At 64.1% G+C, this 18,959-nt stretch carries 17 protein-coding genes and 2 rRNA genes; 8 read left to right on the plus strand and 11 right to left on the minus strand.

What is annotated here, in order from left to right; all coding sequences use genetic code 11:
• The 5 genes from Q0799_RS12850 to Q0799_RS12870 form a co-directional block, all read left to right on the plus strand.
• A 23S ribosomal RNA gene (locus Q0799_RS12850) occupies positions 1-411 on the plus strand; the annotation flags it as partial.
• A 106-nt stretch (positions 412-517) separates the two neighbouring features.
• Positions 518-630, plus strand: a 5S ribosomal RNA gene (gene rrf / locus Q0799_RS12855).
• 143 nt (positions 631-773) lie between these two features.
• On the plus strand, positions 774-2,690 hold the full coding sequence (htpG, locus tag Q0799_RS12860) for a molecular chaperone HtpG (protein WP_298398968.1): 1,917 nt from the start codon (positions 774-776) through the stop codon (positions 2,688-2,690).
• Between the two features lie 101 nt (positions 2,691-2,791).
• On the plus strand, positions 2,792-4,588 hold the full coding sequence (locus Q0799_RS12865) for a GspE/PulE family protein (RefSeq protein ID WP_298398970.1): 1,797 nt from the start codon (positions 2,792-2,794) through the stop codon (positions 4,586-4,588).
• A gap of 70 nt (positions 4,589-4,658) precedes the next feature.
• Positions 4,659-5,432, plus strand: coding sequence for an MBL fold metallo-hydrolase (locus Q0799_RS12870; RefSeq protein WP_298398972.1), 774 nt, complete (start codon positions 4,659-4,661; stop codon positions 5,430-5,432).
• Here Q0799_RS12870 and Q0799_RS12875 read toward each other — a convergent pair.
• The 4 genes from Q0799_RS12875 to nth are packed head-to-tail and all read right to left on the minus strand — an operon-like array spanning position 5,426 to position 8,182.
• A complete protein-coding gene (locus Q0799_RS12875) occupies positions 5,426-6,082 on the minus strand; it encodes a hypothetical protein (RefSeq protein WP_298398973.1) in 657 nt (218 codons plus the stop codon). The genes Q0799_RS12870 and Q0799_RS12875 overlap by 7 nt on opposite strands.
• Positions 6,083-6,118: 36 nt before the next feature.
• Entirely contained in the window at positions 6,119-6,550 is a 432-nt protein-coding gene (locus Q0799_RS12880; RefSeq protein ID WP_298398977.1) for a DUF1841 family protein, read from the minus strand.
• Positions 6,531-7,553 carry an FIST C-terminal domain-containing protein gene (locus Q0799_RS12885; RefSeq protein WP_298398979.1) on the minus strand — a complete coding sequence of 341 codons (1,023 nt, stop codon included), beginning with the start codon at positions 7,551-7,553 and terminating at the stop codon, positions 6,531-6,533. The genes Q0799_RS12880 and Q0799_RS12885 overlap by 20 nt, the downstream gene beginning before the upstream one ends.
• Positions 7,550-8,182: an endonuclease III gene (nth, locus tag Q0799_RS12890; protein ID WP_298398981.1), complete on the minus strand. Its 633-nt coding sequence runs from the start codon at positions 8,180-8,182 to the stop codon at positions 7,550-7,552. Before nth ends, Q0799_RS12885 begins: the two co-directional genes overlap by 4 nt.
• Before the next feature lie 92 nt (positions 8,183-8,274).
• On the opposite strand from nth, the gene Q0799_RS12895 reads away from it, so the two are divergent.
• From Q0799_RS12895 to Q0799_RS12905, 3 genes are read left to right on the plus strand one after another with little or no spacing between them, the layout of a single operon-like run.
• Positions 8,275-9,243, plus strand: coding sequence for a diguanylate cyclase (locus tag Q0799_RS12895; protein WP_298398984.1), 969 nt, complete (start codon positions 8,275-8,277; stop codon positions 9,241-9,243).
• A 4-nt stretch (positions 9,244-9,247) separates the two neighbouring features.
• On the plus strand, positions 9,248-10,261 hold the full coding sequence (locus Q0799_RS12900; RefSeq protein ID WP_298398986.1) for a cytochrome c peroxidase: 1,014 nt from the start codon (positions 9,248-9,250) through the stop codon (positions 10,259-10,261).
• Entirely contained in the window at positions 10,258-12,852 is a 2,595-nt protein-coding gene (locus Q0799_RS12905; protein WP_298398988.1) for an EAL domain-containing protein, read from the plus strand. The genes Q0799_RS12900 and Q0799_RS12905 overlap by 4 nt, the downstream gene beginning before the upstream one ends.
• Here Q0799_RS12905 and Q0799_RS12910 read toward each other — a convergent pair.
• The 7 genes from Q0799_RS12910 to Q0799_RS12940 all read right to left on the minus strand — a co-directional run.
• The gene (locus Q0799_RS12910; protein WP_298398990.1) at positions 12,817-13,890 is read right to left on the minus strand and encodes an RNA methyltransferase; all 1,074 of its coding nucleotides are present in this window, start codon (positions 13,888-13,890) and stop codon (positions 12,817-12,819) included. The genes Q0799_RS12905 and Q0799_RS12910 overlap by 36 nt on opposite strands.
• A gap of 9 nt (positions 13,891-13,899) precedes the next feature.
• On the minus strand, positions 13,900-14,598 hold the full coding sequence (locus tag Q0799_RS12915) for an electron transport complex subunit E (protein ID WP_298398992.1): 699 nt from the start codon (positions 14,596-14,598) through the stop codon (positions 13,900-13,902).
• The gene (gene rsxG / locus Q0799_RS12920; protein WP_298398995.1) at positions 14,595-15,260 is read right to left on the minus strand and encodes an electron transport complex subunit RsxG; all 666 of its coding nucleotides are present in this window, start codon (positions 15,258-15,260) and stop codon (positions 14,595-14,597) included. The genes Q0799_RS12915 and rsxG overlap by 4 nt, the downstream gene beginning before the upstream one ends.
• Positions 15,257-16,279 carry an RnfABCDGE type electron transport complex subunit D gene (locus Q0799_RS12925; RefSeq protein WP_298398997.1) on the minus strand — a complete coding sequence of 341 codons (1,023 nt, stop codon included), beginning with the start codon at positions 16,277-16,279 and terminating at the stop codon, positions 15,257-15,259. The genes rsxG and Q0799_RS12925 overlap by 4 nt, the downstream gene beginning before the upstream one ends.
• The gene (gene rsxC, locus Q0799_RS12930; RefSeq protein WP_298398999.1) at positions 16,276-18,003 is read right to left on the minus strand and encodes an electron transport complex subunit RsxC; all 1,728 of its coding nucleotides are present in this window, start codon (positions 18,001-18,003) and stop codon (positions 16,276-16,278) included. The genes Q0799_RS12925 and rsxC overlap by 4 nt, the downstream gene beginning before the upstream one ends.
• Entirely contained in the window at positions 18,003-18,572 is a 570-nt protein-coding gene (gene rsxB / locus Q0799_RS12935) for an electron transport complex subunit RsxB (protein WP_028995359.1), read from the minus strand. The genes rsxC and rsxB overlap by 1 nt, the downstream gene beginning before the upstream one ends.
• A 5-nt stretch (positions 18,573-18,577) precedes the next feature.
• A partial coding sequence (locus Q0799_RS12940) for an Rnf-Nqr domain containing protein (RefSeq protein WP_298399001.1) occupies positions 18,578-18,959 on the minus strand: 382 nt, incomplete at its 5' end.

Raw genomic sequence — 18,959 nt, forward strand, 5'->3', positions numbered from 1 at the left:
TGGCACCTCGATGTCGGCTCATCTCATCCTGGGGCTGTAGCCGGTCCCAAGGGTATGGCTGTTCGCCATTTAAAGAGGTACGTGAGCTGGGTTCAAAACGTCGTGAGACAGTTTGGTCCCTATCTGCCGTGGGCGCTGGAAATTTGACGGGGCCTGTTCCTAGTACGAGAGGACCGGAATGGACGTACCGCTGGTGTACCTGTTGTCTCGCCAGAGGCATCGCAGGGTAGCTATGTACGGAAGAGATAAACGCTGAAAGCATCTAAGCGTGAAACTCGCCTTAAGATAAGATTTCCCGGAGTCTTGAACTCCCTAAAGGGTCGTCGAAGACCACGACGTTGATAGGTCAGGTGTGGAAGCGCAGTAATGCGTTAAGCTAACTGATACTAATTGCCCGTGCGGCTTGATCCTATAACCTTGTAACACTGCAGCATACTCATACCGCAGTCACAACATCAACCTTCTACCCCATTTTGCGTTCGGCGCGACTCAACCCGCGACGAACATACAAGTTACGCTTGGCGGCAATAGCCTTCTGGACCCACCCCTTCCCTTCCCGAACAGGACCGTGAAACAGATGAGCGCCAATGATAGTGAGCTTCCGCTCGCGAAAGTAGGTCACCGCCAGGCTACCCAATACCAAAACCCCCTCAGAAAACACTGAGGGGGTTTTTGCGTTGCAGGACGCGCAAAGTGTTCGCTCGGCGGACTTGAAATTCGCGCTCCGGCCCCCATCTCCAGGGAACCTTACTGATTTCACTGGAGTTTCATCTATGTCCGAATCCGCAACCGCCAGTCGTGAAACGCTGGGCTTTCAGGCCGAAGTCAAACAACTGCTGCAGTTGATGATCCATTCCTTGTACAGCAACAAGGAAATTTTCCTGCGCGAACTGGTTTCCAATGCTTCCGATGCCTGCGACAAGCTGCGCTTCGAAGCGCTGAACAACGGCGCCCTGTACGGCGACGACAGCGAACTTAAGATCCGCATCGCTTTTGACAAGGCAGCACGCACGATCACCATTTCCGATAACGGCATCGGTCTGTCGCGCGAGGAAGCCGTGCAGCACCTGGGGACCATTGCCAAATCCGGCACCCGCGAATTCTTCTCGGCGCTGACCGGCGACCAGGCCAAGGATGCCAATCTGATCGGCCAGTTTGGCGTCGGTTTCTATTCGTCGTTCATCATTGCAAACAAGGTCACGGTGATTTCCCGACGCGCAGGTTTGCCTGCCGATCAGGCGGTCTGCTGGGAGTCGACGGGCGAAGGCGATTACACCGTCGAGATGGTCGACAAGGCCTCCCGCGGCACCGACGTCATCCTGCATCTGCGCGAGGGCGAGGATGAGTTCCTTTCCGGCTGGAAGCTGAAATCGATCATCCGCAAGTACTCCGACCACATCACCCTGCCGATCCTGATGAAGAAGGAAGAGTGGAAGGACGGCGAGCAGGTGACGACCGACGAAGACGAGACGGTCAACCAGGCCAATGCGCTGTGGGCGCGTGCCAAGTCGGAGATCGACGACGAGCAGTACAAGGAGTTCTACAAGCACGTCGCCCACGATTTCGAGGATCCGCTGTGCTGGACCCACGCCAAGGTCGAGGGCAAGCAGGAGTACACGCAACTGCTGTACATCCCGGCGCGCGCGCCTTTCGACCTGTGGGACCGCAACGCCCGCCACGGCATCAAGCTGTATGTGCGCCGTGTCTTCATCATGGACGACGCCGAGAAGCTGATGCCGCTCTACATGCGTTTCGTGCGCGGTGTCGTCGATTCGGCCGATCTGCCGCTCAACGTCTCGCGCGAAATCCTGCAGGAATCGAAGGATATCGACAACATCCGCTCCGGTTGCACGCGCAAGGTGCTGTCCATGCTCGAAGGCCTGGCCAACAGTGAGGACGCGGCCGACAAGGAGAAGTACGCCAAATTCTGGGAAGCCTTCGGTGCCGTCCTCAAGGAAGGTGTCGGCGAGGACTTTGCCAACAAGGAACGGATCGCCGGCCTGCTGCGTTTCGCCTCGACGCATGGCGACGGCGACCAGCAGGTAGTGTCGCTGGCCGATTACATCGCCCGGATGAAGGAAGGCCAGGAGAAGATCTACTACGTCACCGCGGATACATTCAACGCCGCGAAGAACAGTCCGCATCTGGAAATCTTCAAGAAGAAGGGCATCGAAGTCCTGCTGTTGTCCGATCGCGTCGACGAATGGGTGGTCGGTCACCTGACCGAGTTCGAAGGCAAGGCGCTGCAATCGGTGGCGAAGGGCGGCCTCGATCTGGGCAAGCTGGAAGACGAAGCCGAGAAGAAGGAAGCCGAGAAGGCGGCCGACGAGTACAAGGAACTGCTGGAGAAGGTCAAGGCCGCGCTCGGCGACAAGGTCAAGGATGTCCGCGTCACCTATCGTCTGACCGATTCGCCGTCCTGCCTGGTTTCCGACGAGCACGATCCGTCCGGCAACCTGGCCCGCCTGCTCAAGGCCGCCGGCCAGAAGGCGCCCGACGTCAAGCCCATCCTCGAAATCAACCCGCAGCACCCGGCAGTGATGCGATTGAAGTACGAGGAAACCCGCTTCGACGATTGGGCGGCCCTGCTGTTCGAACAGGCAACGCTGGCCGAAGGCGGCCAGCTCGACGATCCGGCAGGTTTCGTCAAACGCATCAACGACCTGATGATGGCCTTGTCGGCCAAGTAATCGAAACGGGGCTGCGGCCCCGTTTTTTGTTTGGGCTTGCCCGGGCAGCGGCTTTTTCGGCTATATTCATTCGTCGTTTCGCGCCCGGGGTTCCCGTCAAGATGCTTTCCACGTCAGCCAATCCGCCTGAAGAACACCGTCTCACGCTGAACGAGGTTCTCGAGATGGCGATCGCCGACGGTCTGATCGATGCCGCCCAGGCCGCGGCCCTCAAGGCCGAGCGACGCCTGCACGGCGACACCAAGCAGCACCCGCTGGCGGTGATTGCCGATCAGCGCTGGCGCAGCCTGCAGCCGCCGCAGAAGCTGCTGACGCTGGATGCCCTGACCGAGTGGCTGGCGGCACGTTGCGGTCTCGACTACCTGCACATCGATCCGCTCAAGATCGATTTCACCGGCATTGCCGAGGTGATGTCCAGCGCCTATGCGGCGCGTTTTGCCATCCTCCCGGTTCAGGTGACAAGCCGCGAGATCGTGATTGCCACGGCCGAGCCCTTCGTGCGCGAGTGGGAGGGCGAGTTGCGCCAGATCCTGCGCACCGGCATCCGCCGGGTCATGGCCAATCCGGAAGATATCAGCCGCTATCTGGTCGAGTTCTTCAACCTAGCCAAGTCGATCAAGAAGGCGGCAGCCAAGGGTGAAACGGCATCGGCGCTGTCGAGTTTCGAGCAACTGGTCGAACTCGGCAAAGCCAATCGGCAGTTCGATGCCAACGACCAGCACATCGTCCATATCGTCGACTGGCTCTGGCAGTACGCCTTCGACCAGCGCGCTTCCGACATCCACATCGAGCCGCGCCGCGATGTCGGCATTGTCCGCTTCCGCATCGACGGCGTCCTGCATCAGGTGTACCAGATTCCGATGGCGGTGATGACGGCGATGACCAGTCGCATCAAGCTGCTCGGGCGCATGGATGTGATTGAAAAGCGGCGTCCCCAGGATGGTCGCATCAAGACGCGGACGCCGGGGGGCCAGGAGGTCGAACTGCGTTTGTCCACGCTGCCGACGGCGTTCGGCGAAAAGCTGGTGATGCGCATCTTCGACCCGGAAGTCCTGGTCCGTGATTTCCGCTCGCTGGGTTTTTCCCAGGAAGACGGGACGCGCTGGCAGCAGATGACCTCCGCGCCCAACGGCATCATTCTGGTCACCGGGCCGACCGGTTCCGGCAAGACGACGACGTTGTACACAACGCTGAAGCAACTGGCGACGCCGGAAGTCAATGTATGCACCATCGAGGACCCGATCGAAATGGTCGAGCCGGCGTTCAACCAGATGCAGGTGCATCATGCCATCGATCTGAATTTCGCCGACGGCGTCCGGGCGCTGATGCGGCAGGACCCGGACATCATCATGATCGGCGAGATCCGTGACCTGGAAACCGCCGAAATGGCCATCCAGGCCGCGCTGACCGGACACCTTGTACTCGCCACCCTGCATACCAACGACGCGCCGTCGGCGATCACGCGTCTGCTCGATCTCGGCGTGCCGGCCTACCTGATCAACTCGACCCTGCTCGGCATCATGGCCCAGCGCCTGGTGCGCACCTTGTGCCCGCACTGCAAGAAAAGTGTGCCGATCAGCGACGAGGAGCGGGTGGCCTGGCGTAGCCTGGTGCATCCCTGGAAGGCGGCCGAGCCCACCCACATCCATCACGCGACCGGTTGCCTGGAGTGCCGGATGACGGGCTACAGCGGCCGTATCGGGGTCTACGAAATACTGGTCAATTCGCCCGAGGTCCGCCGCCTGATCCGCCCCGGCGCCGAGATCCCGAAAATCCGCGAACAGGCCTTCCGCGAAGGCATGCATCCGCTGCGCGTTTCCGGAGCGCTCAAGCTGGCCCAGGGCGTGACGACGATCGAGGAATTGATCAAGCAACTGCCGCCGGCCGACGACAATTAAATACCTCTTCCGGACTAGTCACAAAGGATTAGGGGGAGGATAATTTCAGCCCTTGTCACCAGGGGGTTATATGGCAGTTGAATTGTTCAACAACGGGAAGCACATCGTTCACGCGTTCTACGACCTGGTGGACGATTCCCCGGGCGGCGCCGTGCAATGCAACCAGTTCCTGATCGTCGACAACGGCCACGGTGCGCTGGTCGATCCGGGCGGCAACATGACCTATACCGGTCTGCTGATGGACATGCAGAAGTATTTCTCGTCCAAGGATCTCGACTACATCCTGGCCTCGCATCCCGATCCGGACATCATCGCCTCGGTCAACAAATGGTTTGTCGCCTCGCATTGCAAGGTGATGATCTCGTCGCTGTGGACGCGTTTCGTCCCGCATTTCACCACCGGCAAGGATGTCTCGCAGCGCATCGTCGGCATTCCCGACCAGGGCAGCGTGATTCCGCTCGGGCAGTGCAAGTTGCTGGCGCTGCCGGCGCATTTCATGCACGCCGAAGGCAATTTCCAGTTCTACGATCCGGTTGCCAAGATCCTGTTCTCCGGCGACCTTGGAACCTCGCTGGTGCCGCACGAGCAGGCTGCCATCCCGGTCACCGATTTCCACTCGCATGTGCGCTACATGGAAGGTTTCCACAAGCGCTACATCGTCTCGCGCAAGGTTTGCCGTTTCTGGGCCAACATGGTCCGCCAGCTCGATATCGAGCAGATCGTTCCCCAGCACGGCGCGCGTTTTGTCGGCAAACAGGCGGTCGAGGATTTCATCGCCTGGGTCGAGGGAATCGAGTGCGGGGTCGATCTGATGACCCAGAACAGCTACCAGATTCCTCAGTAAGTGTTGCCGTAGCCGGATTTCCCGACAAAGGGCGGAATCCGGCCGACCAGTTGTTCGAGCAGGATCAGTTCGGCGTCGCTGTGGTTGATCATCGCTGCCGCCTGAATGCCCTTGGCGGCATCGGCGTAGAGGTAGAGCGGTTGTTCGTGATGCGTGGTCTGCACGCGTCTGACCTGCTGCTCGTCGCCAATCCGGGCAACGTCGGCGATGCCGTAGCAGAGGCAGAAATAGCTGCGGCTCGCATCGGTTTCGAGATAACAGCCGGTGCCGCGGATGCCGATGGTGGCGACACCGGTCTCGATCCGCTTGTCGCCCTTGCCGAAGACCGACAGCAGTTTTCCGTTCAGCATGCGCAGGCCGCTTCTGAGGATGTCGCCGGCAATGTCGACGGTGGAATTGTCGCGCTGCAGGTAGGCGTCCTGGCCGATGACATAGATGGCCTGGCTGTTGGCGCCGGTGACCACCCGGTCGCCGGGTTTGAGCGTCATGCCTTCACGGGCCGGTTGCCCGTTGACGGTGACCGTGCCCTGCAACTGGTAGAAGCCGGGCTTTGCCAGCTTGCTGCCCGCCGCCCAGGCCTGGCGCAGGAAGACCAGGCGTTCGGCCAGGCCGGCGGCCAGCAGACCTTTGAGCAGTTTGCGTCGTTGCATGCCTGACCTCGTACGGAAGATGATCGTGGTGCGATATTAGCGCATGCCGGCCTTGCGCTGAATGGCATCGACGTAGGCCTGGGCATCCATCTGACTGCCTTCGCGCTGGGCGCGCCAGATGGTTTCGCCCAGGCACTCGAGCAGCACATGTTCGGCATCGTGCGTGTCCATTCTCGTCCGCAGGCGTTCGAACGCAGCCCGGATCCCAGGCGGCTGATCGATGCTGAGCTGCTCGTGGATGGCCAGATGCAGCGACAGGTGCAGGAAGGGATTCATCTGTCCGCCGTCCGGCGTCCACTCCTGATTGCGCGCCATCTCGGGGGTGCTCAGCAAGGCGTGGTATTCCGGATGGCGGGCGGCAATGTCGGCCGCCGTCACTTCGGCGCCAACCAGAGGCATTCGGTCGAGGTGCTTTTTCCAGGCGCTGCAGAAGAAATCGCGGACCTGGTCACGGGAGGGGTTGAACATCGTTTCTTTCGTAGAGCAGGGTAAGGACGGCATTATGGAACAGGCGGTTGCCTTGCTCACCGGGAAAAATCTGACCGATGCCATAGGCGCCGATCATCGGCAGGTCGGGAAACGTCTCGCGGAACAACGCCAGGTCGCGATCGTCGCCGCCGTAGAACAGCGGGCCGCGCCCGATGCACGAGAGCATCAGGGCAAATTCCGGTCGTGTCTGCGTCCGCGCACCATCCAGCAACTGGCGCATTTCCTGTTCGGCGGCCAGCGGCTGGCGGATGGCCCAGTCGAACTGGTCGCCAGCCTGCAGTGCCGCCGTCAGGGTCAGCGAGCCGTCGCTGTTGAGCGAAAGGACGCCGATGCCGGGCTCGGCCGGGTCGCGCAGCAGGCAGAGCTGGTGGATCGGCGGCCGCTCGCGCAGTTCGCCGGGAAGGGCGCGGAGCAGGCTGTCGGCGGCGCTGCCGGACTCAAGCCGGCGTAATTCATGGGCGTCGGCGACGCTCACCGTCTGCCGTTCGCCGATCCGGCGCAGCCCCCGCGACAACAAGGGGGTGCAGCGCAGGCCGGGCAGAGCGAACTGGCAACGGGCGTCGCCGTTTTCGCGAGCCTGCTGCCAAGCCCGGGTGTCGCTGTCGACCAGCCCGATCCGGGCGGTATCGTCTTGCCAGTCCCAGGCCAGACGACCCTGGCCGGAAAACGAGAGCAGCGGCGATGCGGCGCCGGTTTTCGGCAGCTCGGAAAACACCAGCGCAACCGCCGCCGAACGATCGATCTGCCAGCCCTGGTCGCTCAACACGCCGTTTGCGCTGCAACCGTCGATCTGCAGGCAGGTGGCGGCAGCGGCGGCGGCACGCAGGGTGGCCGGCAACTGGCGGGCGAAATCCTTGCTCAGGAACAGCAGGACGCGCTCGGCGCGGGTCAGGCCGGCACGCGCCAGCGCCTCCCTGACCGCCTGCTCGGCCAGTGCCGGAGTCGGGCTGCTGCCGACCGCCTGGCCGCTGCCGACTTTCATACCGTCTTGCCCCGGAACTGGCAGAGATCGATCACGCAGCAACGCGCGCACTCGGGCTTGCGTGCCTTGCAGATGTAGCGTCCATGCAGGATCAGCCAGTGATGGGCATCCTTCATGAATTCCCTGGGGGTGACGCGCAGCAGCTTCTTCTCGACATCGAGCACGGTCTTGCCCGGGGCCAGTCCGGTACGGTTGCCGAGACGGAAGATATGGGTGTCGACGGCGATGGTCGGTTGTCCGAAGGCCGTGTTCAGCACCACATTCGCCGTCTTGCGGCCGACGCCCGGCAGGGCCTCGAGTGCTTCGCGTTCCTGGGGCACTTCGCCGCCATGCTGCTCGACCAGGATGCGGCAGGTGGCGATGACGTTTCTGGCCTTGGTCCGATAGAGGCCAATGGTCTTGATGTATTCGCTCAGGCCCTCCTCACCGAGCGCCAGCATGCGCTCGGCGGTCGGTGCGATTGGGAACAGTCGTGCCGTCGCCTTGTTGACGCCGACATCGGTTGCCTGTGCCGACAGGATGACCGCGATCAGCAGCTGGAACGGGCTGGCGTACTCGAGTTCGGTCGTCGGGGCGGGGTTGTTTTCGCGCAAGCGCAGATAAAACTGTTCGACGGCGTCTTTTTTCACGTTGACTGGGATTCGAAGGGATTGTCAGGGGCCCCGGAATGCGCGATATTGGGGACACAAGGATTTTAACCGACGGAGAAAGCGCAGGGTTTATGTACCTCACGAACAGCGGAGGGCAGATCTCACTGTCGCGGATATTCGATGGCAATCCGGTGGCGACGATCGTGATCGACAGCGAGCACCGGGTCATCCACTGGAACCGTGCCTGTGCGGTGATGACCGGTGTGCCGGCCAGCGAGATGATCGGCAGTCGCGATCAGTGGCGGGCGTTTTACCCCGGTCCGCGCCCCATCCTTGCCGACCTGATCGTCGATGGTGCCGTCGAGTCCAAGGTCGATACTTTCTACCACGGCAAATTCCACCGCTCCGAACTGATCGAAGGCGCTTACGAGGCCGAGGACTTCTTTCCTGCCTTCGGCGAACATGGATGCTGGCTGTTCTTCACCGCCGCACCGATTTGCGATGATCAAGGACGCATCATCGGCGCCATCGAGACGCTGCAGAATGTGACCGAGCGACACCGTGCCGAGGAGGCGCTGCGTGCCAGCGAGGAGCGTTATCGTGAGCTCAGCCGGACCGATGCGCTGACCGGCCTGCTCAATACCCGAACGCTGTGGGAACACCTGCTGCATGAAATTGCCCGGGCGCAGCGCTACGCCCGGCCTTTGTCCCTGATGGTGCTCGACTGCGACGATTTCAAGGCAATCAACGACCGTTTCGGGCACCTGGAAGGGGATCGCGTGCTGACCGAACTGGCCGCGCTGATCCGTGCCTGCGAGCGTGGCAGCGATAGCGCCTATCGTTACGGCGGCGAGGAGTTCGTCATCCTGCTGCCGGAAACGGCGGCAACGGCGGCCATGCAACTGGCGGAACGGGTACGCGCCCGGTTTGCCGGGATTCGCCTGCCGCTGGCCGATGCCGAGGCGATTTCCGCGACCGTCAGCATCGGCGTCGCCGAATGGCGGCCGGGCGAAGACGAGCAGACCCTGATCCGCCGGGCCGACGAAGCGGTCTATGCGGCCAAGCGTCGCGGCAAGAATTGCGTGGTATTGGCCGGGTGAGATCATGAAGCGTTTCTTCCTCGGGCTTGCCGTGTTGTCCGGTGTGGTGCTGGCTGCCTGGCTGTTCCGCCCGGACCACGATGACTCCCTGTTTCTGCCGAGCGCCTTGCCCGGGAGCTTCGACGATGCCATGCAGGCCTTACGGCCGCTGCCCGAACTGCCGCCCTTGCGGCCGGAGCGCGTCGCGCTGGGCGCGCGCCTGTTTGCCGATACCCGTTTGTCGGCCGATTACTCGGTGGCCTGCATTTCCTGCCATCGCTTCGATCTCGGCGGTGCCGACGGCCTGCCGGTATCGGTCGGCATCCTCGGTCGCGAGGGCGGCATCAATGCGCCCAGCGTCTTCAACAGCAGCCTGAATTTCGTCCAGTTCTGGGACGGTCGTGCCTTGACCCTGCAGGAGCAGGCTGCCGGCCCGATTCACAACCCGCTGGAAATGGGAGCGTCCTGGTCGCTGGTCATCGAACGCCTCGGTGCCGACGAGACCATGCGCGAGGCGTTTCGGCTGGCTTACCCGGATGGCTTGACGGCGGCGAGCATCGCCGACGCGATTGCCAGCTTCGAGCAGTCCCTGCTGACTCCCGATTCGCCGTTCGACCGATACCTGCGTGGCGACGAGGCCGCGCTCGACGAACTGGCGCGGACCGGTTATCAGCGTTTCCGCGATTTCGGCTGCATCAGTTGTCATCAGGGCGTGCTCCTGGGGGGCAACATGTTCCAGAAATTCGGCGTGCTCGGCGATTATTTTGCCGACCGGACACCGACCGAAGCCGATCTCGGTCGCTACAACGTGACCGGGCGGGAAGAGGACCGCCATGTCTTCAAGGTACCGGGGCTACGCAACGTGGCATTGACTGCGCCTTATTTCCACGATGGTTCGGCGCCGACACTGGAGATGGCCGTGGCCATCATGGGGCGCTACCAGTTGGGGCGCGATCTGGCGGCAGAGGATGTGAAGGCCATCGTGGCCTTCCTCAATTCGCTGACCGGCCGCATACCGGCGACGGGGCGCGACGAATGAGGGAAGCGCTGGCCGCCCTGCGCGCGCACCGGGCCTGGCGGCTGATCCTGATCGCCATCCTGACAGGCCTGCTGACCTGGCTGTTCTTCCGCGCCGGCGAGGTGTCGCCGGAGGCGCACAATGCCTACACGCGCCTGCTGCGGCAATACCAGCATTACGACGAGCAGCTCAACGCCAAGGTGGTGGCCAGTTATGCCGGTCTGCTCCAGAACTACGACGGCATGGCCTATTACCAGGCCCGCCTGCGGGAAACCGGCAGCGCCTTGCAGGCGGTGCCGAAATGGCTCGACGATGCCGGGCGTCGCCAGCTCGAAGCGCGCATCCAGGCATTGATAGCCGCCCAGCAGGAGAAGGCGCTGGCGATCGACCGCTTCCAGCGCGCCAATTCCGTGTTGCGCAATTCCACCCTCTATCTGCCGGCCGCGGCGGAATCCCTGCTGGCCGGTGAGGACTGGCCGCAACGCAAGGCGTTCGAGAGTTTCATCCGGCGACTGATCGGTGGAGAACTGACCGGGAACCGGGAGGCGAGCGATCGCGCCACCTTGCGCAGCGCCCTGCAGCAGCTTCTCGACTCGCCTGCGCACACGCCGCGCCAGGTCGAGATGAAGCAGTTGCTGGTGCATGCGCGCTTGATCCTCGACCGCGCGCCGGAGGTCTCCGGACTGGTCGACCGCATCGTCCGTGCGCCGAGCGGTGGGCTGCACGACGAACTGACCCGCAGCTATCTCGATGCCCACCAGTCGGCGCTGGCACTGGCTACTTACTATCGCACCCTGCTGTACGCGATCGCCATGTGCCTGCTCGCCTACGCCATGTATGCCCTGGTCCGGATCGAGCGCGACCGGCGGGCCCTGGTCGCTGCGCACGCCGACCTGGCCGACCGCTACGAGGCGCAGCGACGCGTGGAAGCTCAGTTGCAGCTCTACGGCACGGTCTTCACCCATGCGGCCGAAGGCATGACGATTACCGACAGCGAGTCGCGCATCATCGCGGTCAATCCGGCCTTCTGCAGCATTACCGGTTATTCGCCGGAGGAGGTGCTGGGGCGGACGCCGGCCGTGCTCAATTCCGGCCGCCAGAGCGAGGATTTCTACCGCGACATGTGGCAGACCCTGAAGGAGACCGGCCAGTGGCAGGGGGAAATCTGGAACCGCCGCAAGGATGGTGCGATTTTCCCCGAATGGCTGTCGATCACTGCCGTCCCCGACGAGTCCGGCGAGTCCGGCAATTACATCGGCGTCTTCATCGACATTTCGGAGCGCAAGCAGAGCGAGGCGCGCATCCACCACCTGGCGCACCACGACGCCTTGACCGGTCTGCCCAACCGCCTGCTGCTCGAGGACCGGATCGGCCAGGGCCTGCTCAAGTCCAAACGCAGCAGCCGGCACATGGGCGTCATCTTCATCGACCTCGACCGGTTCAAGAACATCAACGACACGCTTGGCCATGCGGTCGGTGACAACCTGCTGGTGCAGGCGGCGCAACGCGGCCTGCATGTGCTGCGCGATACCGACACGCTCTGCCGCCAGGGTGGTGACGAGTTCGTGGTCGTCCTGCCCGAGCTGGAACTGCGCCAGGATGCCGCCCATGTCTGCCAGAAACTGCTGACCGCCCTGTGCCAGCCTTACCTGCTGGCCGGCCACGAACTGACGGTCAGCGCCAGCGCCGGCATCGCGCTCTATCCGGAGGACGGGGAGAGTGCCTCGGAACTGCTGCGCAAGGCCGATGCGGCGATGTATCGGGCCAAGGAGGAGGGGCGCAACACCTTCCGTTTCTTCTCCACCGAGATCAACACGGCGACGCTGGGCGAGTTGCTGCTGGAGAACGACCTGTTCGGCGCCCTGGAACGTCAGGAGTTGCTTCTCCATTACCAGCCCAAGGTCGATGCCAGAACCGGCGAACTGATCGGGGCCGAAGCACTGATGCGCTGGCAGCACCGCGAGCAGGGGATGATCGCGCCCGAGCAGTTCATTCCCATCGCCGAGGAAAACGGCCTGATCAACGCTTTCGGCGAATGGGCGATCCGCAACGTCTGTGCGCAGCAGCGCACCTGGCTCGACGCCGGTCTGCTGGTCGTGCCGGTGGCGGTGAATATCTCCGCCCACCAGTTCGTCCAGCAGGATCTGCCGCGAATGCTGTCGCAGGTGCTGGCCGATTACGGCCTGCCGCCGCAACTGATCGAACTGGAACTGACCGAATCCCTGCTGATGCGCAATTCCTCGCGGGCGACCGCGATGCTGCAGGTATTGCGCCGGATGCACATCCAGGTGGCCATCGACGATTTCGGTACCGGCTATTCCTCGCTCAGCTACCTGCGTCAGTTCCCGGTCCAGTCGCTCAAGATCGACCGCAGTTTCGTCACCCAGATCGGCGAGCATGGCGAGTCGATCCGCCTGGCCTCGGCGATCATCGCCATGGCACACGAACTGGATCTGACGGTCATCGCCGAAGGGGTCGAGAACGAGGTCCAGGCGCGCTATCTGCGCGAGCACGGCTGCGATCAGTTCCAGGGTTACCTGTACGGTCGGCCGCAGTCTGCCGAGCGGTTCGTCAGCCTACTTTCCGCCCGTCATCTCGACGGCGTCTGCTGACGGCCGGGAACGACGGCGCGGCGGGGCGACAGGGCTGCCGTCGCGGCTGCGCGCCCGCAACTGGCCGCAACCGCCATCGACATCCTGGCCGGCCGAGCGGCGCACGGTCACGCGGATGCCGCGGGCGTGCAGGTAGTGCGCCAGTTCCGTGACACGGTCGTTGGCCGGGCGCTGGAAATCGAGCGCGGCCGTGGTGTTATAGGGAATCAGGTTCATGATCGCGTACTTGCCGGCGAGCAGGCGGACGATGCCGTCCATTTCCTCGATGCTGTCGTTGACGCCGGCGAGCAGCGTCCATTGATACTGGATCGGGTAGCCGGTCTGGCGGGCGTAGATTTCGGCCAGCTCAACCAGTTCTTCCGGCGCCATGCGCGGCGCCTTGGGCAGCAGGCGGTCGCGCAGTTCGCCGTCGGTGGTGTGCAGCGACAACGCCAGCGCCGGGACGACGCGTTGCTGCGGTAGGCGCTCGAACACGCGCGGGTCGCCGACGGTCGAGAAAACCAGGTTCTTGTGGCCGAAACCGCCGGCCGTGCCGAGTAGAGCTATGGTCTCGAGCACGTTGTCGAGGTTGTGCGACGGCTCGCCCATGCCCATGAAAACCACCCGGCGCAAGGGCTGGCGCTGGCGGGCGAGGACCACCTGGGCGAGCATTTCGGCACTGCTTACCTGGCGCAGCAGGCCGTCGCGGCCGGTCATGCAGAAGGTGCAGCCGACCGCACAACCGATCTGGGTCGAGATGCAGACGCCGTCGCGCGGCAGCAATACGCTCTCGACCGTCTGGCCGTCGGCCAGTTCGACCAGCAGGCGGGTGCCGTCGTCACCCGGATGTTCGGAGACCACGCGGGCCAGTCCCGCAAGCTGCCCGGTCAGCGCCGGCAGTGCGTCACGGATGGCCAGCGGCAGGAAGTTTTCGGCGGTCTGGCGGCGTGTGCCGCTATCGAGCGGCCTGGCCTGCAGCCAGGCGCGCAGCATGCGTTCCTCGTGGGCGGGCTTGGCACCCAGCGTGCGCAGGCGCTCGCGAAACTCGGCCAGTTGCATGCCGGTGGATCAGGCGCCGGCTTCGGCGGTGTCGGCGACGACTTCCGGGGTCGGCGGGCGACGCTTGGCGCGCTCGGCGGCGCGGGCGTCCATCCAGTTCTTCCAGGCGATCATGCAGCCGAGCAGGATGAATGCGCCGGGCGGCAGCAGGCCGATCAGCAGGCCGGGGTAGTCGGCCGGCAGCACCTGGATCGGCGACAGGCTCGGGAAGACCATGTCGATACCGGTGAACAGCATGCCGCTGCCGAGCAGCTCGCGCATCGCACCGAGCACGGCCAGCGTCCACAACAGGCCGAGGCCCATGAAGATGCCGTCGACGGTCGAATTCAGCGGCGGGTTCTTGGCGGCGAAGGCTTCGACGCGGGCGAGCACGATGCAGTTGGTGACGATCAGCGGGATGAAGATGCCGAGCACCACATAGAGTTCGTGCAACTTGGCGTTGAACAGCAGGTCGACGACGGTAACCAGCGCGGCGACGATGAGGATGAACACCGGGATGCGGATTTCGTGCGGAATGAAGTTGCGCAGCGCGGCAACGGCGACGTTGGCCAGCGCCATGACGATGATCGTCGCCAGTGCCAGCATCACGCCATTGACGATGTTGGTGCTGACTGCCAGCAGCGGGCATAGCCCGAGCAACTGGGCCAGCGCGGTGTTCTGCTTCCACAGGCCGTTGTAGGCGATGGTCGAGAATTCGTCGCGGGTCATTGCGCACTCCCTTCAGCGAACAGCTGGTCGCGCCGGATATCGGCCCACAGCACGGCCTGATGCACGGCACGGGCGACGGCACGGGGGGTTACCGTGGCGCCGGCATGGTATTCGATGCGCCCGCCGTCCTTGCGCACGCGCCACTCCTTGGCCGGCGTCGTCGCCAGCGCCAGGCCGTTGAACTGCGTGATCCACGGATTGGCCTTGTTCTTGTCCTTCTTCGGCTCGATGTAGTCGCCCAGCCCCGGCGTTTCCTTGTGCTGGGTGACGCGCACGCCGGCGACGCTGCCGTCGGCGCGGATGGCGATCAGCAGGCGGATGCGGCCGGCGTAACCGTCGGGGGCGACGGCTTCGAAGATCAGCGCGGCCGGCTGGCCGCCCTTGCGTGCGCGGTACAGCGTGCTCGCCTCCGTCAGGCCGAGTTCGGCCGTCGGCGGCAGGGACAGGGTGTCGGTCAGCAAGGCGTTGTCGTAGTCGCTGGCCGGCAGCACCTCGTTGAGCAGCTTCATTTTCTCGGCCAGAGCCGACGCCTCGATGGCCGGGCGGGTCCATTGATAGACCGCCGACAGCAGCGCGGTGAAGGCGATGACGAAGATGAAGAGGATGGCCGCCGTGCGCAGCGCCATGGCCGGGGCGGTGTATTCGCGCGGAGTACTGGTCATGACTGCTTGCCCTTCATGCCGAAGATGCGCGGTTGCGTGAGCTGGTCGATCAACGGCGCCGACAGGTTCATCAGCAGCACGGCGAAGGCCACGCCGTCGGGGAAACCGCCGAAGACGCGGATGATGTAGGCGAGCAGGCCGGCGCAGAAGCCGAAGATCAGCTTGCCGCGCGGCGTCGTGCAGCCGGACACCGGATCGGTGATGATGAAGAAGGCGCCGAGCAGGGTGCCGCCCGAGAGCAGGTGGAACAGCGGGTTGGCGAAGCTGGCCGGCTGGTACAGCCAGAGCGCGCCGGAAATCAGCACCATGCCGCCGATAAAGGCGAGCGGCGCGTGCCAGGTGATCAGCTTGCGCTGCCACAGCCACAGACCACCGAGCAGGTAGCCGATGGCCACCCATTCCCAACCTCGTCCGGCGAAATTGCCGTAGATGTCCTGGTTGGCCAGCAGGTGGGCGATGTCGACTTGGCCCTCGGCAAGCTTCAGCGCCGTCTTCATGGCGTCGAGCGGGGTGGCGCCGGACAGGGCATCGACGCGCGGCGCCAGGCCGAGGATGACGTTCAATTGATCGAGGAAAGGCATCTGCAGGCCGACGCTCGGCCATTGCGACATCAGCGCCGGGAAGGAGACGATGCAGGCGGCGAAGGCGACCATTGCCGGGTTGAACGGGTTCTGGCCGAGGCCGCCGTAAAGATGCTTGGCGATGACGATGGCGAACAGCGTGCCGGTGACCACCAGCCACCACGGCGCCAGCGGCGGGAAGGTCAGCGCGATCAGCCAGGCGGTGACGATGGCCGAACCGTCGGACAGGAACATCGCCAGCGGCTTGCCGCGCAGTTTCAGCATGGCTGCTTCGGCGGCAATCGCGGTGACCGAGGCGATCACCAGCTGGACCAGGATGGCCGGGCCGACCAGCCAGGCGTAGGCGGCGATGCCGGGAATCAGCGCGAGGCAGACCTGGGTCATGACCAGGCTGACGCTGGCGTCCTTGAGCAGGTAGGGGGCGGGGGCGAACATCATTCGGGCTTCGTTTCGGTGGTCGCTGGCTGGGCGTCGGCCGGTTCGGGCACAATGCCGGCCTGCTGGCGACGGGCTTCGATTTCGGCCATTTCCCGGGCCTGTTCCGGCGTCAGTTCATCGGTGTTCTTCGGCTGTGCGGCTTCGCGCTGCGCCTTAGCCCGCGCCATGGCGGCGGCGATGGCTGCCTTTTTGGCGGCTTCGGCAGGGGCGACCGCAGCAGCCTGCGCGGCTGGCTCGGTGGCCGGTGTCTCGCTGGCGGCAGCGGCCGCTTCAGCCGCCTTCTTGGCCGCCTGCGCAGCTGCGGCCTTGGCCAGTTTCTCGGCCTTCTCGGCCTTTTCGCGTTCCTCGCGGAACTGCTTGAACTCGAAACGCTGCTTGGCTTCGTCGGCCGCCTTCTTTTCCTTCTCGCGCGCCCAGATCTCGCTCTTGGCGAAACGGAAATACTGGACCAGCGGGATGCGCGACGGGCAGACATAGGCGCAGCAGCCGCATTCGATGCAGTCGAAGATGTGGTACTGCTGGGTCTTGCCGAAATCCTTGGCGCGCGCATGCCAGTACAGCTCGAACGGCTGCAGTTCGTGCGGGCAGGCGCGGGCGCAGGCGCCGCAGCGGATGCACGGCATCTCCGGCGCCTTCGGCGGGAACAGGCGTTCGGAATGGGCGATCAGGCAGTTGCTGGTCTTGACGATGGGCGCGTGTTCATTCGGGACCAGGAAACCCATCATCGGTCCGCCCATGATGATGCCGTCGGTGTCCGGATTCGGTTCTGCCAGTTTCAGCAGTTCGTCCATCGGCGTACCGATCAGCGCTTCGACGTTGCCGGCGCCACGGACGTTGCCGGTCAGCGTGACGATGCGCGAGATCAGCGGCTCGCCGTGGCCGATGGCGCGCCAGGCGGCGTAGGCGGTGCCGACGTTGAACACCTGCACGCCCATGTCGGCCGTCGAGCGCATGGCGCCCGGGACTTCCTTGCCGGTCAGCACGCGGATCAACTGCTTGGCGCCGCCGGCCGGGTAGAGGGTCGGCACCGGCACCACGGCAAAGGCTTCGCCTTGCGCCTCGACCGCCTTCTGCATGGCGGCGATGGCTTCCGGTTTGTTGTCCTCGACGCCGATGATGACCTGGGTCGGTTGCAGCATGTCGCGGAAGACGGCGATGCCGCGCACGACATCGTCGGCGCGCTCGCGCATGAGCAGGTCGTCGCAGGTGATGTAGGGCTCGCACTCGGCGGCGTTGATGATCAGTTCGGCCATCGGCACGCCCGGCGTCGCCTTGAGCTTGCCGTGGGTGGGGAAGCCGGCGCCGCCGAGACCGACGATGCCGTGTTCCTGCAGGAACTGGCAGATGTCGGCCGGCGACATGGCCGCCCGGTCGGCCGGGCCGTGGGTGATCCATTCATCCTTGCCGTCGGGTTCGATGACCACGCACAGCGATTCCAGCCCGGAAACGTGCGGGCGCACATGCATCGCCACCTCGACCACGGTACCCGAGGTCGGCGCATGCACGGCGGCGGAGATCCAGCCGTCGGCCTCGCCGATCTTCTGGCCCTTGAGCACCGGGTCGCCGGCTTGAACCAGCGGTCGCGGCGTGCCGCCGATGTGCTGGTGCAGCGGCACGACCAGGCGCGACGGCAGCGGTGCCGGGCGGATCGGCTGCTGGTTGGACAGCGTCTTGTTCGAGGGCGGTTTGACGCCACCGTAGAATTTGAACAGTTTGGCCAGCATCACGCGGCTTCCTTGGCGGACGGTCTGGCCGCAACCGGCTGGATGGCGACGACCGGGTATTTCCATTTCCAGTTTTCCAGCGTCTCGGGAATGACTTCCATGTGGATGCATTCAACCGGGCAGGGTGGCAGGCACAGTTCGCAGCCGGTGCATTGCTGGGCGATGATGGTGTGCATCTGCTTGGCCGCGCCGACGATGGCATCGACCGGGCAGGCCTGGATGCACAGCGTGCAGCCGATGCAGGTGTTTTCGTCGATACGGGCGACCTGCTTGGGCTTTTCCTCAGCCTCCAGCGGCTTGACCTCGCGACCGAGCAGGTCGGCCAGGCGCTGCACGCCTTCCATGCCGCCCGGCGGGCACAGGTTGATGTCGACTTCGCCCTTGGCGATGGCTTCGGCGTAGGGCTTGCAGCCCGGGAAGCCGCACTGGCCGCACTGGGTTTGCGGCAGGATGGCGTCGATCTTCTCGACCAGCGGATCGCCCTCGACCTTGAACTTGATCGAGGCGAAGCCGAGCGCGGCGCCGAGCACGACGGCGCCGAGGGCCATGATGGCAATGGCGAGCAGGATATCCATTACTGGTACTTGTCCAGTCCGGCGAAGCCCATGAAGGCCAGCGCCATCAGGCCGGCGGTGACCATGGCGATGGCCGAGCCGCGGAAATGGGTGGGTACGTCGGCGCCTTCGATGCGTTCGCGGATCGCGGCGAACAGGATCAGCACGCCGGAAAAGCCGACCGCGCTACCGGCGCCGAACAGCAGCGATTCGACGAAGTTGTTCCCGTTGCTGACATTGAGCAGCGGCACGCCGAGCACGGCGCAGTTGGTGGTGATCAGCGGCAGATAGATGCCCAGTGTCTGCTGCAGCGTCGGCGAGGTCTTGGCAATGACCATTTCGGTCAATTGCACGACGGCGGCGATGGTGACGATGAAGGACAGGGTGCGCAGGTATTCCAGC

Origin of the sequence: uncultured Azonexus sp., from assembly GCF_937982035.1 — a bacterium.
Classification (GTDB): domain Bacteria; phylum Pseudomonadota; class Gammaproteobacteria; order Burkholderiales; family Rhodocyclaceae; genus Azonexus.